Annotated in this window: 15 protein-coding genes and 2 tRNA genes; 3 read left to right on the top strand and 14 right to left on the bottom strand. The window is 58.4% G+C overall.

The genetic code is table 11. The features are described 5' to 3' along the window. Positions 1 to 120 precede the first annotated feature (120 nt). The 7 genes from PSCI_RS16565 to dapA form a co-directional block, all read right to left on the bottom strand. The gene (locus PSCI_RS16565) at positions 121 to 1,071 is read right to left on the bottom strand and encodes a GGDEF domain-containing protein (RefSeq protein WP_144403266.1); all 951 of its coding nucleotides are present in this window, start codon (positions 1,069 to 1,071) and stop codon (positions 121 to 123) included. A gap of 87 nt (positions 1,072 to 1,158) precedes the next feature. Then, positions 1,159 to 2,013 (bottom strand): hypothetical protein, encoded by an 855-nt coding sequence (locus PSCI_RS16560; protein ID WP_045488994.1) that lies wholly within the window; start codon positions 2,011 to 2,013, stop codon positions 1,159 to 1,161. 394 nt (positions 2,014 to 2,407) lie between these two features. Next, positions 2,408 to 2,497 (bottom strand) — tRNA-Ser (locus tag PSCI_RS16555). Positions 2,498 to 2,578: 81 nt separating this feature from the next. Beyond that, entirely contained in the window at positions 2,579 to 3,289 is a 711-nt protein-coding gene (purC, locus tag PSCI_RS16550) for a phosphoribosylaminoimidazolesuccinocarboxamide synthase (protein WP_045488992.1), read from the bottom strand. Positions 3,290 to 3,316: 27 nt separating this feature from the next. Continuing rightward, a complete protein-coding gene (locus tag PSCI_RS16545; protein ID WP_045488991.1) occupies positions 3,317 to 4,075 on the bottom strand; it encodes an MBL fold metallo-hydrolase in 759 nt (252 codons plus the stop codon). After that, complete coding sequence (bamC, locus tag PSCI_RS16540; protein ID WP_045488989.1) at positions 4,076 to 5,197, bottom strand: outer membrane protein assembly factor BamC; 1,122 nt, start codon at positions 5,195 to 5,197, stop codon at positions 4,076 to 4,078. 18 nt (positions 5,198 to 5,215) lie between these two features. After that, positions 5,216 to 6,094 carry a 4-hydroxy-tetrahydrodipicolinate synthase gene (dapA, locus tag PSCI_RS16535; protein WP_045488987.1) on the bottom strand — a complete coding sequence of 293 codons (879 nt, stop codon included), beginning with the start codon at positions 6,092 to 6,094 and terminating at the stop codon, positions 5,216 to 5,218. Positions 6,095 to 6,408: 314 nt separating this feature from the next. On the opposite strand from dapA, the gene PSCI_RS16530 reads away from it, so the two are divergent. Together PSCI_RS16530 and PSCI_RS16525 are read left to right on the top strand one after the other, a co-directional pair. Further along, complete coding sequence (locus PSCI_RS16530) at positions 6,409 to 6,972, top strand: glycine cleavage system protein R (protein ID WP_045488985.1); 564 nt, start codon at positions 6,409 to 6,411, stop codon at positions 6,970 to 6,972. Between the two features lie 10 nt (positions 6,973 to 6,982). After that, complete coding sequence (locus tag PSCI_RS16525) at positions 6,983 to 7,456, top strand: peroxiredoxin (RefSeq protein WP_045488984.1); 474 nt, start codon at positions 6,983 to 6,985, stop codon at positions 7,454 to 7,456. 48 nt (positions 7,457 to 7,504) lie between these two features. On the opposite strand, the gene PSCI_RS16520 is transcribed toward PSCI_RS16525, so the two are convergent. Both PSCI_RS16520 and PSCI_RS16515 read right to left on the bottom strand, forming a co-directional pair. Beyond that, complete coding sequence (locus PSCI_RS16520; RefSeq protein WP_045488982.1) at positions 7,505 to 8,575, bottom strand: AI-2E family transporter; 1,071 nt, start codon at positions 8,573 to 8,575, stop codon at positions 7,505 to 7,507. Between the two features lie 29 nt (positions 8,576 to 8,604). Then, the gene (locus PSCI_RS16515) at positions 8,605 to 8,853 is read right to left on the bottom strand and encodes a sulfurtransferase TusA family protein (protein ID WP_045488980.1); all 249 of its coding nucleotides are present in this window, start codon (positions 8,851 to 8,853) and stop codon (positions 8,605 to 8,607) included. A gap of 138 nt (positions 8,854 to 8,991) precedes the next feature. On the opposite strand from PSCI_RS16515, the gene PSCI_RS16510 reads away from it, so the two are divergent. Then, positions 8,992 to 10,422 carry a M48 family metalloprotease gene (locus tag PSCI_RS16510; RefSeq protein ID WP_045488978.1) on the top strand — a complete coding sequence of 477 codons (1,431 nt, stop codon included), beginning with the start codon at positions 8,992 to 8,994 and terminating at the stop codon, positions 10,420 to 10,422. Positions 10,423 to 10,485: 63 nt separating this feature from the next. Here the strand turns inward: PSCI_RS16510 and nadA are convergent, their stop codons facing one another. The 5 genes from nadA to ybgF form a co-directional block, all read right to left on the bottom strand. After that, positions 10,486 to 11,544, bottom strand: coding sequence for a quinolinate synthase NadA (nadA, locus tag PSCI_RS16505; RefSeq protein ID WP_045488976.1), 1,059 nt, complete (start codon positions 11,542 to 11,544; stop codon positions 10,486 to 10,488). Positions 11,545 to 11,886: 342 nt separating this feature from the next. Further along, a tRNA-Lys gene (locus PSCI_RS16500) sits at positions 11,887 to 11,962 on the bottom strand. Positions 11,963 to 12,022: 60 nt separating this feature from the next. Next, on the bottom strand, positions 12,023 to 12,697 hold the full coding sequence (gene queC, locus PSCI_RS16495; RefSeq protein WP_045488973.1) for a 7-cyano-7-deazaguanine synthase QueC: 675 nt from the start codon (positions 12,695 to 12,697) through the stop codon (positions 12,023 to 12,025). Between the two features lie 12 nt (positions 12,698 to 12,709). Next, complete coding sequence (queE, locus tag PSCI_RS16490) at positions 12,710 to 13,357, bottom strand: 7-carboxy-7-deazaguanine synthase QueE (protein WP_045488972.1); 648 nt, start codon at positions 13,355 to 13,357, stop codon at positions 12,710 to 12,712. Between the two features lie 177 nt (positions 13,358 to 13,534). Further along, the gene (ybgF, locus tag PSCI_RS16485) at positions 13,535 to 14,344 is read right to left on the bottom strand and encodes a tol-pal system protein YbgF (protein ID WP_045488970.1); all 810 of its coding nucleotides are present in this window, start codon (positions 14,342 to 14,344) and stop codon (positions 13,535 to 13,537) included. Between the last annotated feature and the right edge of the window lie 2 nt (positions 14,345 to 14,346).

The following is a 14,346-nucleotide window of genomic DNA, read 5'->3' as shown; positions in this document are numbered from 1 at the left end:
TTCAGGTGCGCGACACCGGACTCCAGATCGGCAACGGCTGTCGCTATGCTGTGCCTCATGGCACCTCCCTGCTCTATCGCAATGGTTTCTACAGCGGTATGAGCGATAGCAGGCGAACACTCAGCACACCTGCATCTTGAAGTTGTCTTTACCGGCACTCTTGGCCTCGTAAAGTTTGCGATCAGCGCTTTTGAGCACGTGCGAGACATCCGCCCCCCGCTCGAAAGACACCAGGCCCGCACTCACGGTGAACCTGCAGGGCAAAAAGTCGCAGCCGCGCACCGCCTGCAGCAGACGCTCGGTATAAGCGACGGCCTCCTGGGTATTACGCGTATCGAGCAGCACACCGAACTCCTCGCCACCAAGGCGCCCATGACAGTGACTGCCTTGCACCTGATTCAGGCAACGCGCCAGGGCACACAGAACCTGATCGCCGACGTCATGCCCCCAGCCATCGTTGACACGCTTGAAGTTATCGATATCAATCATCAGAAAGCACCCGCCCCGCACGGACAGCGCCAGGCGTTCGAAACGCGCCATGAACGCACGACGGTTGTAGATACCGGTCAGATAGTCGGTTTCAGCCATGACCCGATACTGTTGCTCGGCCGCCAAAATACTCCTCAGAGAATCCATGAACGAATAATTGTTAAGCCCGCCCAACGCGACGGAAAACAGGGCAAAGATAACGACATACAGATTGGCGTCCGGCACCGCCAAGGGTGCGACGGGCCAGATAATCAACCAGGTCAATAACGCAGTGACCGTGTAATCATGAGGACTGCGGATCAGCAACGAAGCGCCCAATACGGCAATGACTGCAAAAGCCAATGAAAATGCCTGATACAGCTCGGGACGCGAAACAAATAAAAACTTGTAAGATGCAGAAAACACCAGAACAAATACCACACCCGCGAGCCGCCAGACTTTATCGCTACGGGTAAATGTCTGGACAAGACTGATGGCAATCATCAGAAAAAACAGCAGGAGCGCCTCGATCACTGACTGACGGGAGTAAACAAGCCACTGCACCACACACCAACTGGAAATCGCCAGACACTCCGCACGCACAATACCGCCATGCAACACCGTTCTGATTCGCCTGTCTTGAGTTCGCTGCAACTTTACCCTGCTCCATGTTGTTCTTCATGTGCCTCCTTATTGGCCGGTGTGCTGTTCACCCAGCCTGATGCTCACTCGGGTAATAGCGAAGTTGATCAGCATCATTTTTCGCACCAACTGCATGAAGCTTTCCGACAGTTCCAAGGTGCTCCTGGCCGTTGTGAAATAGCCCTTCGTTTCACCCTCCCTCACCAGCCTGATCAAATGAGTGCTCGACACCGCAAGCCCGGCAGACATTTCTCCGTAGCTCGACCTTTTACAACCCGACCCGGCCTTGGCCTGCTTTTCCAGCGCCTCGACGAACAGGGCCAGCATCGGCATGTGCCCGCCGTCGCGATTAATCAGCCAGCGGCTTTCCGGCAGCAGCATGTCAAGGGTGATGTCAGCATCCAGAATCCGCTTGAAGCCGCGAAAGAACGCCTCTACGGTTCGTCCACTGACCTTTGCAGAGCCATCACAGGTATCCGTCATACCGAGCGCCGGAAAGTAATAGGCACTGACGATATTGACGGCCTCAGCCATGGCCCGCACAGAAGGCCTGTAAATCCTGAGCCGTCGATCATCCGGGTGATGCGTCACCTCCATATAACCGGAAATAATGAAAAAGGAGAAATACGACTCCAGGCTGTTTTTGGACAAATAACCACGCTGCAAACACAACTCGCGAACCTTTGATAGCGAAGGAAGATGCTCATCGTAATAGTTGGTCAACATGGCCAACACCACCATAAACCTGTCAAATTTCAGAACATTCTTGTAAAAGAACGGCCGAACTTTATAGTACTGCCCCAGGTACTGATAATGCTGCTTGATGAGCGAGTCAATATTACCTTGGGCATGCAGTTCATCTACCTCAGCCTCCAGGCAGGCTCTTAATTGCGCGCCATCCATAAATAACCTTGCCCACAATCAGGGTTTAAATGCGTGGATCGTCAGACAATACCGAGCCCATGGTAACCGATTTGATACCAGACATATTTCCACCCCAAAAATGTTTCACATCATCTGGGTGAGTGGTAGACAAAAGGATATCTCTGGATCCAATTAAGCCTGTATACCCCTAACTTGTTAATGGGTATGGCAAACCAATTAAATTTATATAATGGCCGACACGGTTGTAGGATAACTGCCAACATTTATATAACCGGGCGATCGGCTGAACACAGCAGACCACGTCATGCGAGACAGCTGGCTGATACCGAACCAGGAACGATGCTCAAAAGCATGCAGCAGGAGTAAAACGAAAAAGCCCCGCAGATTTTCATCTGCGGGGCTTTTCGTTGTATGGCGGAGAGATAGGGATTTGAACCCTAGGTACTGTTGCCAGTACAACGGATTTCGAATCCGTCCCGTTCGACCACTCCGGCATCTCTCCAATGGCGCGCATCATACCAGCTTGATCGTAGTTGTCGAGACATTTCTACAATTTTTTTCGTGGTATCAAGCGCTTGCAAACTTACAGGGGCACGCCCAGACGCTGCGCGACTTCTTCATAGGCTTCGATGACGTCGCCCAGCCCCTGACGGAAGCGGTCTTTGTCCATCTTCTTGCGGGTTTCCTTGTCCCACAGGCGGCAGCCATCAGGACTGAACTCGTCGCCCAGCACGATCTGGCCGTGGAACACGCCGAACTCCAGCTTGAAGTCGACCAGCAGCAGGCCAGCGTCGTCGAACAGCTTGCTCAGCACTTCGTTGACCTTCAGCGACAGCTCTTTCATGCGCGCCAGTTGCTCGGCGGTGCCCCAACCGAATGCCACAACGTGAGATTCGTTGATGAACGGGTCGCCCTTGGCGTCATCCTTGAGGAACAGTTCGAAGGTGTAAGGCTCAAGCTTCAGGCCTTCTTCAACGCCCAGACGCTTGACCAGGCTGCCGGCAGCGTAGTTACGCACGACGCACTCGACCGGGATCATGTCGAGCTTCTTGACCAGTGCTTCGTTGTCACCCAGCAGCTTGTCGAACTGGGTCGGCACGCCGGCCTCTTCGAGCTTCTGCATGATGAAGGCGTTGAACTTGTTGTTCACCATGCCTTTGCGGTCCAGTTGCTCGATACGCTTGCCGTCGAACGCCGAGGTGTCGTTACGAAACAGCAGGATCAAACGGTCGGCGTCATCGGTCTTGTAAACCGATTTGGCTTTACCGCGGTAGAGTTCTTCGCGCTTTTCCATGATGGGCTCCGCTTGCTAATGATTGGGCTAGGCGATCTGTCGCCAGTCGAGCCCACAATCTTGATCGGCCAGTTGCAGCCAGTCCGGGTCGCACCCGAGGGTATCGACGAAACATTGCCGGGCCAACTGCGGCCGGTTGTTCTTGCTGCTCAGATGGGCCAGCACCAGGTGTTGCAGTGTCTGCCATCCCAGCTCGCTCACCAGGCTCGCGGCCTGATGATTGTTCAAATGTCCTGTGTGGCCTCCCACCCGCTGCTTGAGAAAGACCGGATAAGGCCCTCTGGCAAGCAGATCGCGGCAATGGTTGGCTTCGATCATCAGGGCATCCAGGCCCTGATAGCGTTGCAATACGTCCGTGCAATATGACCCCAGGTCGGTCAGCAGGCCAAAGCGCCGCTGCCCGTCGCTGAAGACAAACTGGGTTGGCTCCAGTGCATCGTGGGCGACCGACACCACGTCGATGTCCAGCGCGCCGATGCGCAGCGACTCGCCGGCACAGAGCAGTGCAGCGGCCTCCACAGGTTTGCGCATGCCGCGCAACGTCCCGCGACTGAGGTACACCGGCACATTGTAGCGCCGAGACAGCAAACCCACGCCATGCACATGATCGGCATGTTCGTGGGTCACCAGAATCGCACTGAGCTGTTCTGCAGCGACGCCCAGCCGGGCCAGGCGTCGCTCGGTCTCACGCAGCGAAAAGCCGCAATCGACCAACACATAAGTATCGTGGCTTGCGACCAGCGTGGCATTGCCACGACTGCCGCTGCCGAGGACCGCGAAGCGCACTTAGCCCAAGTGATCCTGAATGATGCTCAACACGCGACGCGCCACATCGGCAGGTGCCACGGTGTTGATGTTCTTCTCGACCGTCACCTGGACGCTGTCACCGACCTTGCTCAGGCGCACCTGATAACGCTCGGCGCGAGCTTCAAGCTCTTCCTTGGTCGGTTTGCTGCCGAACAGACCACTGAAGAAGCCACCGGATTCGTTTTCAGGCGTCTTGGCCCGCTCTGCCAGGTTGATGTAATACAGACCCAGGCTGCGGTTGATGTCTTCAACGCGCCAGTCTCCCTGCTCCAGCGCACGACCGACACTGGACCAGGCACGATCAAGGTCTTCACCGACATTCAGGACCGGGTTACCGCTACCGTCCGAGCCCAGGGCCACGCGGCTCGGGGCATCGTAGTCACGCGCAGCCAGCAGCGACACCGAACCGCCCTGCCCGGCATTGCGGTTCAGGCTCGCCAGCAGGTCGTCGGTCAGCGAAGCGTCAACGCCGAGGTTGGCGCTGCGCGCAGGAAACTCGACATCGCTGGTGCTGCCCGCGGCACGGGAAACGCTGACCACGTAGATTTCACTGGTGTTGCGCTGCACGCCAGGCTCGATACGTACCCGTACGCGGGTTTCGCCGTCAGCGGGGCTACCACCACCGGCCAGACGACGAGCCACCGAAGCCGAGAGTTCGTCGCCACGCTGCCAGCTTGTGGTGAACTCACCGGTCTGCGGGCGCTCTTCAGCGATCCGGAAACCATTGTCTTCGAAGTACTGGTGCGCCACCGGCCAGACTTCGGCCGGCGGGCGCTGGGCCAGGATCGAACGTGCTTCGCCGTTACGCTGCAGGCTGAAATCGCCGGCCTCGGCCAAGGAAGTGCTCAGCGGTTGCGGACGCGGCACGACGTATTCACCTTTGTGGGTGCTATCGGCAACGTTGCGCGGAATCGGCAGCAGCGGATCGAGGCGCTTGGCACCACTGATATCGGCTGGCACCTGCATCGGTGCTGTCTGGGTCGCTTCCAGGTAATCGCTGCCGCGATCACGGAAGTAACCGTCTGGGCCCCATACCCAGCCACAACCACTGGTGCTGGAGATGATCAGGGCAAGTGCGGAAAGTCCGGCCAATCGCTTCATTGCGTTGTACTTCCTCAATTAAACCAGTACGCCGGCCTGGCGCAGGGCCTGGCGCAGCGGCTCGTGACAGGACTGGCTGAGCCAGGTCAGTGGCAGGCGGATACCGCTCTGCATCAGACCCAGTTCGGTCAGCGCCCACTTCACAGGGATAGGGTTGGATTCGACGAACAGGGCGTTATTGAGCGGCGCGAGCTTGTCATTGATGGCCCGGGCGGCGGCGGCATCGCCTCGCAGGGCGGCGGCGCACAGGTCGCTCATGGCCCGTGGCGCAACGTTGGCAGTGACCGAGATATTGCCTTTGCCGCCGAGCAGCATCAGCTCTACCGCCGTGGCGTCGTCACCGGAGTAGACCAGAAAGTCACTGCTGACACCGGCCAGGATGTCCTTGGCGCGTTGCAGGTTGCCGGTGGCTTCCTTGATACCGATGATGTTCGGCACGGTCGACAGGCGGATCACTGTCTCGGCCTGCATGTCGCAGGCGGTGCGGCCAGGGACGTTGTAGAGGATCTGCGGGATATCGACGGCGCGGGCAATGTGGCTGAAATGCTGGAACAGGCCTTCCTGAGTAGGCTTGTTATAGTACGGCACCACCAACAGGCAGGCATCAGCGCCGGCATTCTTGGCATTGGTGGTCAGTTCCACCGCTTCGCTGGTGGAGTTGGCGCCGGTTCCGGCGATCACCGGAATGCGCCCGGCCACCTGGCCGACCACGCGACGAATCACTTCGATGTGCTCGTCTACGCTCAGGGTCGCCGACTCGCCGGTCGTACCGACCGCGACAATGGCGTTGGTGCCCTCTTGCAGGTGGAAGTCCACCAGTTTGCTCAGGGCGTCCCAGTCCAGACTACCTTGTGCATCCATGGGTGTGACGAGTGCCACCATACTGCCCGCAATCATGCAACCGCTCCTGCCGGAAAAAGAGAGCCGTAATGGTACTGGCGCCATCAGCCTTGTACAAGCGAACTCCGGCGCTCTGAGCATTCCCCTTGGCGAAGGATTTCGCTACCCTTCACCCTTTGCTCAGTATCGTTCGTCTGCGCTCGGCGACCAATCGCCCGGTTTTGCCCCTGACAGCCCTGTTCCAGCGCGTTGCGACCCTGCCACGGCTGGCCCGGCCAGGAAGGTTCGGAACAGCAGCGGAGCAGACCATCCCTGCCAGCGGCTCGAAAAGGCCCGGAAGATACCGACCGTTCATCATCTAGGAATGCTGCATGTCCTCCACCCCCCCGGTTCGCGAACAATTTCTTGTCATCAGCGCCCTAGGCGCCAACCCTATGGAACTGGCCAACATTCTCTCTCGCGCCAGCCATGAAAACCGTTGCGCGGTGGTCAGCTCGCGCCTGACCAGGCACGGCGAGTTCAGCGCTCTGGTGCTGCAGGTATCCGGCAGCTGGGACGCTCTGGCGCGCCTGGAAGTCGCGCTTCCCAACCTGGCCAAGAAACACACTTTCACCATCAGCGTGGTGCGCAGTGCCGCCCTTGAAAGCCGTCCCGAGGCACTGCCGTACGTTGCCTATGTCAGCTCGGCCTATCGCCCGGACATTATCAATGAGCTGTGCCAGTTCTTCATCGACCACAACGTCGAGCTGGAAAACCTCACCTGCGACACCTACCAGGCGCCGCAGACCGGCGGCACCATGCTGAATGCGACCTTTACCGTAACCCTGCCGGCAGGTACCCAGATCAGTTGGCTGCGCGACCAGTTCCTGGATTTCTCCGACGCCCTGAACCTCGACGCACTGATCGAACCATGGCGCCCACAAGCCCCAATGTAAGGAATGCCTGATGGCCGTTGTAGTAGACCAATCCGTTAGCGATTTCCAGGTAGCCGCCACTGGCGGTCAGACCGTCAGCCTGTCCGGCCTCAAGGGGCGTCAGGTGGTGATCTACTTCTACCCCAAGGACAATACCCCCGGTTGCACCACCGAGGGCCAGAACTTCCGCGACAGCATTGCGGCATTCGAAGCCGCCAACACCCTGGTGTTCGGCGTATCGCGTGACAGCCTCAAGACTCACGAGAACTTCAAGGCCAAGCAGGCGTTCCCGTTCGAGCTGATCAGCGACAAGGATGAAGCACTGTGCCAGCTGTTCGATGTCATCAAGCTCAAGAAGCTGTATGGCAAGGAGTACCTGGGAGTGGATCGCAGCACCTTTCTGATCGACAAGGATGGCGTGCTGCGCCATGAGTGGCGCGGCGTGAAAGTGCCCGGCCATGTAGAGCAGGTGCTGGCCAAGGCTCAAGAGCTGAATCAGGCCTGATTGCGCATTATGAACCCGGGCAGCGCGCCCTGCGCCGCCCGGAATACCCTACAACATCGGTGCCACAACAGGCTCCTGGCGCGGCCAGGCATCGAGCACGGCCTTGAACAGGGTGGCCAACGGAATCGCGAAAAAGATCCCCCAGAAGCCCCATAGCCCGCCAAACAGCAACACGGCGCAAATGATTGCCACCGGATGCAGGTTTACCGCCTCGGAGAACAGCAGCGGCACCAGCACGTTGCCATCGAGCGCCTGGATGATCCCGTGAATGGCCATCAGGTAGATGAACTGATCCCCCCAGCCCCACTGGAACAGGCCGATCAATGCCACAGGCACGGTGACGACCACAGCGCCAACGTAGGGCACGACCACCGAAATGCCCACCAGCATCGCCAGCAGCGCCGCGTAGTTGAGCCCCAGCGCGACAAACGCCACGTAGGTCACCCCACCGCAGATGACAATCTCGATGACCTTGCCACGGATGTAATTGGCAATCTGCCGGTTCATCTCTCTGGCCACCCGGGTCAGCAGTGCCCGCTCACGCGGCAGATACCCCCGCGCCCAGCGGCCCATCTGATGGCGGTCTTTGAGGAAGAAGAACACCAGGATCGGCACCAGCACCAGATAGATCATCAGGTTGACCAGCAGCGGCAGGCTGGACAATGAAAAGGTCAGTGCCAACTGGCCGACCTTGCCCACTTCACCCCGCGCCACCTCGATTGCCTGCAACACCTGCTCATCGGATACCAGATGCGGATAACGCTCAGGCAGCAACAGCAGCAGCGACTGCCACTTGGCGAGCATGCCGGGCAACTCATTGAGCAAGGTAATCAACTGATGCCACAGCAGCGGCACCAGGATCAGCAAAAACACCAGCAAACAACCGATGAACAAGGTGAACACCAGACTCACCGCTACGCGCTCCGGGATGCGCAAACGCATCAAGAGCCCGACCTGCCCCTGCATCAGAAACGCCAGTACCAGCCCGGCCAGGACCGGCGCCAGCATCCCGCCCAGGGTCAGAATCAGGGTGAAGGCCAGAGCCAACAGAACCGCCAGCACCACCGCCTCTTCATCAGAAAAGTAGCGCTGCATCCAGTCTTGGAGCACCTTGTACATCAAACGTCCTTTTGAAGAAAAACGGCCAGCTACGCTTTGCGCAACCAGTAGGTATAGACCCCCGCGTCGCTCTGCTCATGCAACAGCTGATGACCGGAGAGCCGTGAGAAACTGCGAAAGTCACGCTGGGAGCCGGCGTCGGTGGCCAGCACCTTGAGCACCGCACCACTGACCAGGCGGTTGAGTTCCATCTTGGCCTTGAGCAGCGGCAATGGGCAATTGAGCCCGCGTGCATCCAGTTCAGCATCACAGTTTTCGGGGACTACAGCTTCAGACATCGTTTCTCTCCAGCCAGGCACATCGTTGTGGCAAAAAGTAATCAGGATGTTTCATACATGGCTTGAAGAATACCGCACTCTGGTCAGCAAGCCATTGAGGCAGCTACAGTAGCTGCACATTTACCCAGAGCTTCGTGCATGAATTTTCTGCGTCCTACACTGCTCACCCTCGCCTGCCTGCTGGCCACTCCGGTCATGGCCGATGACCTGCCCTCGCTGGGCGACTCCAGTTCGTCCATCGTCTCCCCGGAACAGGAACATCAATTGGGGCGGGCATGGCTGGGCATGTTGCGCTCGCAGGTCGATCAGCTTTCCGACCCGCAACTCAAAGACTTCGTCGAGTCCTCGGTCTATAAACTGGCCGAGACCAGCCAGGTCCAGGACCGGCGCCTCGAATTCATCCTGATCAACAGCAACCAGCTCAACGCCTTCGCCGCCCCCGGCGGAATCATTGGTGTCAACGGCGGCCTGTTTCTGCACGCCCAGACCGAAGGCGAATATGCCTCAGTCATGGCCCACGAACTGGCCCACTTGTCGCAGCGCCACTTCGCCCGTGGTGTCGAGGCCCAGCAACGCATGCAGGTGCCGGTAATGGCCGCGATGCTGGCCGGTATCGTCATGGCTGCGGCCGGCGCCGGGGATGCCGGCATGGCCGCGATTGCCGGATCACAGGCCGCAGCGATTCAGGAGCAGCGACGCTTCTCGCGCCAGAACGAGCAGGAAGCCGACCGCATCGGCATCCTCAATCTGGAAAAAGCCGGCTACGACCCGCGCAACATGCCCACCATGTTCGAACGTCTGATGCGCCAGTACCGCTTCGATGCGAGGCCGCCAGAGTTTCTCCTGACCCACCCGGTCAGCGAGTCACGTATCGCCGACACCCGTAACCGCGCCGAACAGGCCGCGTCCGGCGGCAAGGAAGACAGCCTGCGTTATCAACTGATGCGTGCCCGCATCGCCTTGATCTATGAAGAAACCCCAGGCATTGCTGCCAAGCGCTTCCGTGCCCAGCTCAGCGAAAACCCGAAGTCAGACTACGCTCGCTATGGCCTGGCAATTGCCCAGATCAAGGGCGGCCAGCTCAACGAAGCACGCGAAGGCCTCAAGCCGCTGCTGGACAAGGCACCTAACGACATCACCTTCAACCTGGCCCAGATCGACCTGGACATCACCAGCAACCGCCTCGCCGAAGCTCAGCAGCGCGCAGAGCGCCTGCTGACTCAATACCCTGGCAACTACCCGCTCAATCAGGCGCGTATCGACACCCTGCTCAAGCAAGGTAAAAACGCTGAAGCCGAAAAAGCCCTGGATGCCTTGCTGAAAAACCGTCCGGTCGACCCGGACATCTGGTATCAGGTGGCCGAAGCCCGTGGCCTGACCGGCAATACCGTCGGCCTGCACCAGGCCCGCGCCGAGTTCTTTGCTCTGGTCGGCGACTTCCGCCAGGCCATCCAGCAACTGGACTTCGCCAAGCGTCGTTCCAGCAACAACTTCCAGCTGGCGTCACGCATCGACGCCCGCCAGAAAGAACTGGTCGAACAGGAACGTCTGGTCAAAGGCATGATGTAACAATTGAGGGCAGCGCAAATAAAAAAGCCCGGCAGCGATGCCGGGCTTTTTATATCCACTGCCTCAAGCGTTGCCCGCCTGCCTCAGACGGGCAGCCTGGGTGAAGTCCAGCATGCGCTGCAACGGGCGTACGGCATGCGGAATCAGGGCTGGATCGACAAAGATCTCGTTGCTACCGTCCTGCAGGCACTGCAAGGTACGCTCCAGGGTATTCATGGCCATCCACGGACAATGCGCACAACTGCGGCATGCCGCGCCGTTACCGGCGGTGGGCGCCTCGATGAAGATCTTGTCGGGGCACACCTGCTGCATCTTGTAGAAAATGCCGCGATCAGTGGCAACGATAAAAGTTTTGTTCGGCAGACGTTGCGCGGCAGCGATCATCTGACTGGTAGAACCGACTGCATCGGCCAACGCAATAACCGCTTCCGGCGACTCCGGATGCACCAGCACTGCCGCCTCAGGGTACAGCGCCTTCATATCCTCAAGCTGCTTGGACTTGAATTCTTCATGGACAATGCAGGCACCGTCCCACAGCAGCATGTCAGCGCCGGTCTCGCGCTGAATCCAGCGCCCCAGATGCTTGTCCGGTGCCCAGATGATCTTCTCGCCGTTATCCATCAGGCTTTCGACGATTTCCAGCGCACAGCCGGAAGTCACCACCCAGTCGGCGCGAGCTTTAACAGCTGCCGAGGTATTGGCATAGACCACCACCGTGCGGTCAGGATGCTTATCGCAAAACGCCGAGAACTCATCGACAGGACAACCCACATCCAGCGAACAGGTTGCCTCCAGGGTCGGCATGAACACGCGCTTTTCCGGGTTGAGGATCTTGGCTGTCTCGCCCATGAACCGCACCCCGGCAACCAGCACGGTGCTGGCAGGGTGGTTATTGCTGAAACGCGCCATCTCCAGAGAGTCCGCCACACACCCGCCGGTCTCTTCGGCCAGCGCCTGAATAACCGGGTCGCAGTAATAATGCGCAACCAGCACCGCATCACGCGCTTTGAGTTCGGCAGCGATCTGCGCACGGTAGTGGGCTTGTTCTTCGAGGCTCAACTCTCTTGGCTGCTTGGCCGCCAGATGGGCCTGCACCAGAAAGCGTTCGGAAATCTGCGTCATGTTGGCTGGACCTGAGTGCGCGGTGGCGCGTAATGCAAGTTTACACCCGAAAGGCATGCGAAAAAAAAGCCGGCGCCCCGTAGATCTGGGAGCATCCAGCTCTTGAACACAACCTCAAGCCCTGCGGCCTGAAGCGGGCAGATTCTAACCCTAATGAACGGTATCAGCACAAATATTTAAACTGCCAAATCTGCTAATGATTACTATTTAAATAAAGTTCAAAAGTGCTCGGTCGTTGAGCCAAAACAAGCAGTGCCGCAAATCTTGCCTGACAGAAGATCAAAAATTATTTAAGCAGCCAAACGCAAAAACCCTCCACTAGGGAGGGTTTCTGCGTATATATGGTGGGTCGTGTAGGATTCGAACCTACGACCAATTGGTTAAAAGCCAACTGCTCTACCAACTGAGCTAACGACCCGTTGGATGGCGCGTATATTACTGATTTTTCACAGTAATTCAACACCTTCCGATAAAAAAATTAAAAATAATTGGTTGGGTCATTCACACCGGCCGCAGCGAAGCCTTCTGCACGCAGGCGGCAGCTATCGCATTTACGGCAGGCACGGCCCTGATCATCAGCCTGATAGCAGGAAACCGTCAGCGCATAATCCACACCAAGTTCCGTCCCCGCCTTGATGATGTCAGCCTTGCTCAAGTTTTGCAGCGGCGCACGGATGGTAAAGCCTTGCCCTTCTACACCGGCTTTGGTCGCCAGGTTGGCCAGGCGCTCGAAGGCTTCGACGAACTCGGGGCGGCAGTCGGGGTAGCCGGAGTAATCCACCGCGTTGACGCCGATGAAGATGTCCCGCGCCTCCAGCACCTCGGCCCAGCCCAGCGCCAGCGACAGGAACACGGTGTTTCGCGCCGGCACATAGGTAACCGGGATACCTTCGGTGGGCGCCTCGGGCACATCAATGCTGCTGTCAGTCAGGGCCGAGCCGCCCAGGCCGTCCAGATTCAGACCGATAACCTTGTGCTCGATGGCACCCAGGTCTTTCGCCACACGTGCAGCTGCATCGAGCTCGGCGCGATGGCGTTGGCCATAATCAAAGCTCATGGTGTAACAGGCGTAACCTTCGGCGCGAGCCATAGCCACAACCGTGGCCGAATCCAGGCCGCCAGACAGCAGGATGACCGCTTTCTTGTCACTCATTGCTTTCTCCTCTCAACGCCCGGGCTCATCGTCCCAAAGCAGCTTGTGCAATTGCATCTGCATACGCACCGGCAGATTATCTGCGACGATCCAGTCCGCCAGATCACGCGCTTTCAACTGATGGTGACTGGCCGAGAACAGGACTTCGCTCACTCGCTGATCAAGCCGGTACTGAATCAGCTTGGACACCGCCCAGTCGTAGTCTTCCCGAGAGCAGAGCACAAACTTGACCTGATCATTAGGCGTCAGCAACTCGATGTTCTCGTAGCGGTTACGCGAGACTTCCATCGAGCCCGGGGTCTTGAGATCCACAACACGACTGACACGGGTGTCGACTGCCGAGATATCAAGCGCCCCGCTGGTTTCCAGAGAGACGTCATAGCCAGCATCACACAGGCGCTTGAGCAGCGCGATCGCATTGGGCTGGGCCAGAGGCTCACCGCCGGTCACGCATACATAGCGCGGTCGCCAGGTTGCAACCTGTTCGACAATGGCGTCCAGCGTCATGATGGTGCCGCCGCTGAACGCATAGGCGCTGTCGCAGTACTGGCAGCGCAGCGGGCAACCGGTCAACCGCACAAATACAGTGGGCAGCCCGGACGTGCGGGTTTCACCCTGCAACGAGTGAAAAACTTCGGTGATACGTAATGTGTCTTGCATGAGAGCCACGGGCGTAACAGCTAAACAGGCCGTCCGCCTCCGTCAGGCACTTCAGGGCACCGCGCAATCACGCAATGCCATGAAGCGAAACTAATGATGACCGATATTTCGGGTGGGCGATTCTAACGAAAAAAGCCGCGACAGGCGCGGCTTTTCTGGACAACTGTCAGCTTTGGCTCAAAGACGCTGAAGGTCACGCTGCGCCAATTGAGCAGCGGAAGTACCCGGATACTGGGCTACAACCTGCTGCAAAATACCTTTGACCTTGTCGGTATGCCCCAGGCGACGCTCGACATCTGCCAGCTTGTAAAGCGAATCGGGCACTTTACCGTGTTTGGGGTACAGCTGACTTACCTTGGCAAATGCCTGACCGGCACCTTGCAGGTCACCCTTGGCCAGGTTTACCTCACCCAGCCAGTATTGAGCGTTGCCCGCGTAAGTGCTGTTGGGGTATTTACGCAGGAATGCGGCAAGTGCCTGACTGGCCTTGTCGAAATCCTTGGCTTTGACCAGATCCAGGGAAGCGTCGTAATAGAGCTTCTCTTTGGCCGGGTCTGGCGGCTCGGTGCCAGCCGCCGGAGCCTGAGCTGCCGGGGCCGATGGTGTACCGCTGGCGTCGATTGCGCCGCCAGCCGGTTGGGAATTATTGTTCGCAGCAGCAGAAGCGCCACTGACGATACGCTGGTCCAGGTCCTGATAACGCTCCAGAGCTTCCTGCTTCATGCGCTGGATGTCATTCTGTTGAACCTCGACGATACCGCGCAAACGCGATATTTCTTCCTGCATCTGTTGCAGCTGCATGAACAGCTGACCCTGCGCCGAAGGCGCGGCCGAAGCCTCGCCTCCGACGTAGGCGCCGGACGTGCCATAACCCGCTGGCGGATAACTGCTGCCAGAGCCAGAATTGTCACCGACTACAGGAACCGCACCCCATGCAGTAAGCGGCAGGGTGAGGGCCAGAACGGTTAGAGCACGACGGCAAGTCATAT

Origin of the sequence: Pseudomonas sp. StFLB209 (assembly GCF_000829415.1) — a bacterium.
Classification (GTDB): domain Bacteria; phylum Pseudomonadota; class Gammaproteobacteria; order Pseudomonadales; family Pseudomonadaceae; genus Aquipseudomonas.
Note: the sequence above shows the minus strand (reverse complement) of the source record. Positions and strands in the feature narration are given on the sequence as shown.

Coding starts and splice junctions, on each gene's coding strand:
- PSCI_RS16560 (WP_045488994.1), bottom strand. CDS start 2,013: ATGGATGGCGCGCAATTAAGAGCCTGCCTGGAGGCTGAGGTAGATGAA.
- purC (WP_045488992.1), bottom strand. CDS start 3,289: ATGGAAAAGCGCGAAGAACTCTACCGCGGTAAAGCCAAATCGGTTTAC.
- bamC (WP_045488989.1), bottom strand. CDS start 5,197: ATGAAGCGATTGGCCGGACTTTCCGCACTTGCCCTGATCATCTCCAGC.
- dapA (WP_045488987.1), bottom strand. CDS start 6,094: ATGATTGCGGGCAGTATGGTGGCACTCGTCACACCCATGGATGCACAA.
- PSCI_RS16530 (WP_045488985.1), top strand. CDS start 6,409: ATGTCCTCCACCCCCCCGGTTCGCGAACAATTTCTTGTCATCAGCGCC.
- PSCI_RS16525 (WP_045488984.1), top strand. CDS start 6,983: ATGGCCGTTGTAGTAGACCAATCCGTTAGCGATTTCCAGGTAGCCGCC.
- PSCI_RS16520 (WP_045488982.1), bottom strand. CDS start 8,575: ATGTACAAGGTGCTCCAAGACTGGATGCAGCGCTACTTTTCTGATGAA.
- PSCI_RS16515 (WP_045488980.1), bottom strand. CDS start 8,853: ATGTCTGAAGCTGTAGTCCCCGAAAACTGTGATGCTGAACTGGATGCA.
- PSCI_RS16510 (WP_045488978.1), top strand. CDS start 8,992: ATGAATTTTCTGCGTCCTACACTGCTCACCCTCGCCTGCCTGCTGGCC.
- nadA (WP_045488976.1), bottom strand. CDS start 11,544: ATGACGCAGATTTCCGAACGCTTTCTGGTGCAGGCCCATCTGGCGGCC.
- queC (WP_045488973.1), bottom strand. CDS start 12,697: ATGAGTGACAAGAAAGCGGTCATCCTGCTGTCTGGCGGCCTGGATTCG.
- queE (WP_045488972.1), bottom strand. CDS start 13,357: ATGCAAGACACATTACGTATCACCGAAGTTTTTCACTCGTTGCAGGGT.
- ybgF (WP_045488970.1), bottom strand. CDS start 14,344: ATGACTTGCCGTCGTGCTCTAACCGTTCTGGCCCTCACCCTGCCGCTT.